This is a genomic window from Bradyrhizobium sp. AUGA SZCCT0158 (assembly GCF_018130065.1).
Lineage (GTDB): Bacteria > Pseudomonadota > Alphaproteobacteria > Rhizobiales > Xanthobacteraceae > Bradyrhizobium.
Genome location: NZ_JAFCME010000062.1, coordinates 1 through 2,753 on the forward strand (window position 1 = coordinate 1; position 2,753 = coordinate 2,753).

Consider the following 2,753-nt stretch of genomic DNA (forward strand, 5'->3'; position numbering starts at 1 on the left):
CAGGTGCTGGAACGGCCGCTGCGTCCCGGCGAAGTCTCGCTCGACGATCTCGAACGCGCCTTCCGCGAGACCGCCGTCGAAGTCGAACCCGTACCCGCAGTTGTTCCCAAGGCAGCCGCGCCCGCGCCGGAAGTTGCCAAGGAATCCAAGGTTGAAGCCAAAGCGGAGTCCAAGGCAAAACCGGCCCGCAAGGCGGCGGCCGCCGCCGACGTCGGCGATGTGCAGGAAGCCGACAAGATCGCCAACCAGTCGATCCGCGTCAACGTGGACACGCTGGAACACCTGATGACCATGGTCTCCGAGCTGGTGCTGACCCGCAACCAGCTGCTGGAGATCTCCCGCCGCAACGAGGACACCGAGTTCAAGGTGCCGCTGCAGCGTCTCTCCAACGTCACCGCCGAACTGCAGGAAGGCGTCATGAAGACGCGGATGCAGCCGATCGGCAATGCCTGGCAGAAGCTGCCAAGGATCGTCCGCGACCTAAGCGGCGAACTCGGCAAGCAGATCGAACTCGAGATGCACGGCGCCGACACCGAGCTTGATCGTCAAGTTCTCGACCTGATCAAGGACCCGCTCACCCATATGGTGCGCAACTCCGCCGATCATGGCCTCGAGACCCCGGCCGAGCGGGCCGCCTCCGGCAAGCCCGAGCAGGGCACCATTCGATTGTCGGCCTACCACGAGGGCGGCCACATCATCATCTGCATCGCCGACAATGGCCGCGGGCTCAACACCGAGCGGATCAAGGCCAAGGCACTGCAGAACGGGCTCGTCTCCGAGGCCGAACTGGAGAAGATGACCGAAGCCCAGATCCACAAGTTCATCTTCGCGCCGGGCTTCTCCACCGCCGCCACTGTCACTAGCGTCTCCGGCCGCGGCGTCGGCATGGACGTGGTGCGCACCAATATCGACCAGATCGGCGGCACCATCGACATCAAGTCGGTGGCCGGCGAGGGCTCAAGCGTCACCATCAAGATCCCGCTGACGCTCGCCATCGTCTCGGCCCTGATCGTGGAAGCCGGCGGTGACCGCTTTGCGATCCCGCAATTGTCTGTGGTCGAGCTGGTCCGCGCCCGCGCCAATTCCGAACACCGCATCGAGCGCATCAAGGACACGGCCGTGCTCAGGCTGCGCAACAAGCTGCTGCCGCTGATGCACCTGAAGAAGCTGCTCAAGATCGACGACGGTTCCTCCTCCGACCCCGAGAACGGTTTCATCGTGGTCACGCAGGTCGGCAGCCAGACCTTCGGCATCGTGGTCGACGGCGTGTTCCACACCGAAGAAATCGTGGTCAAGCCGATGTCGACAAAACTGCGTCACATCGACATGTTCTCCGGCAACACCATTCTGGGCGATGGCGCCGTGATCATGATCATCGACCCCAACGGCTTTGCCAAGGCGCTCGGCGCCGCCGGCTCCTCCGCCCAGGGGATGGCGGACGAGAACGCGGCGGCCCATGCCAACACCGGCGAACAGCTGACCTCGCTGCTGGTGTTCCGCGCCGGCTCGACCCAGCCCAAGGCGGTGCCGCTCGGCCTCGTCACCCGGCTGGAGGAGATCGCCACCGACAAGATCGAACTCAGTAACGGCCGCTACATGGTGCAGTACCGCGAGCAGCTGATGCCGCTGGTGCAGATGAACGGGGTCAACGTCCAGACCTCGGGCGCGCAGCCGATCCTGGTGTTCGCCGACGACGGCCGCTCGATGGGGCTGGTGGTCGACGAGATCATCGACATCGTCGAGGAGCGGCTGCACATCGAGGTCGCCGGTTCCAGTGAAGGCATTCTGGGCTCGGCCGTGATCAAGGGCCAGGCCACCGAAGTGATCGACGTCGGCCATTTCCTCCCGATGGCGTTCGCCGACTGGTTCTCCCGCAAGGAGATGCGCCCCTCGGTATCGGCGCAATCGGTGCTCCTGGTCGACGACTCAGCCTTCTTCCGCAACATGCTGGCGCCGGTGCTCAAAGCCGCCGGCTACCGGGTGCGGGTCGCCCCCAATGCGCAAGAAGGCCTCACCGCGCTGCGCTCGGGCCAGACTTTTGATGTGGTGCTGACCGACATCGAGATGCCCGACATGAACGGGTTCGAGTTTGCCGAGACGATCCGGGCCGACCAGCACCTCAGCGCAATGCCGATCATCGCGCTGTCCTCGATGGTCTCGCCGGCGGCGATCGAGCGCGGCCGGCAGGCCGGCTTCCACGATTACGTCGCCAAGTTCGACCGTCCCGGCCTGATCGCGGCGCTGAAGGAACAGACCGCCGGCGAGACCAGGCGCGCGGCATAAGGCTAAAGGCAAGACATCATGACAACCAAGACCGACACCATCGAGGGCACCGTGGTCGAATACGTCACCGCCGTGATCGGCGGGCAATTGTTCGGCCTGCCGATCTCCCGCGTCCAGGACGTGTTCATGCCGGAACGGCTGACCCGCGTTCCCCTGTCCTCGGCCGAGATCGCCGGCGTGCTCAACCTGCGCGGCCGCATCGTCACGGTCGTCGACATGCGCGCCCGGCTCGGGCTGCCCAAAAACGACGACGGCAAGCCGCCGATGGCGGTTGGCGTCGACCTGCGCGGCGAGTCCTACGGCCTCTTGATCGACCAGATCGGCGAGGTGCTCCGGCTGCCGGACGACAGCCGCGAGGAAAACCCCGTCAATCTCGATCCCCGCATGGCCAAGCTCGCCGGCGGCGTCCACCGCCTCGACGGCCAGCTCATGGTCGTCCTCGATGTCGATCGCGTCCTCGAAATCGTGCC

The 2,753-nt window shown here is 65.3% G+C and carries 2 protein-coding genes; both read left to right on the plus strand.

From position 1 onward, the window contains the following. Positions 1–2,283, plus strand: a 2,283-nt coding sequence (locus JQ574_RS34735; RefSeq protein ID WP_212384237.1) for a hybrid sensor histidine kinase/response regulator, incomplete at its 5' end; no start/stop codon positions are given. Between the two features lie 18 nt (positions 2,284–2,301). Then, a partial coding sequence (locus JQ574_RS34740) for a chemotaxis protein CheW (RefSeq protein WP_212215246.1) occupies positions 2,302–2,753 on the plus strand: 452 nt, incomplete at its 3' end.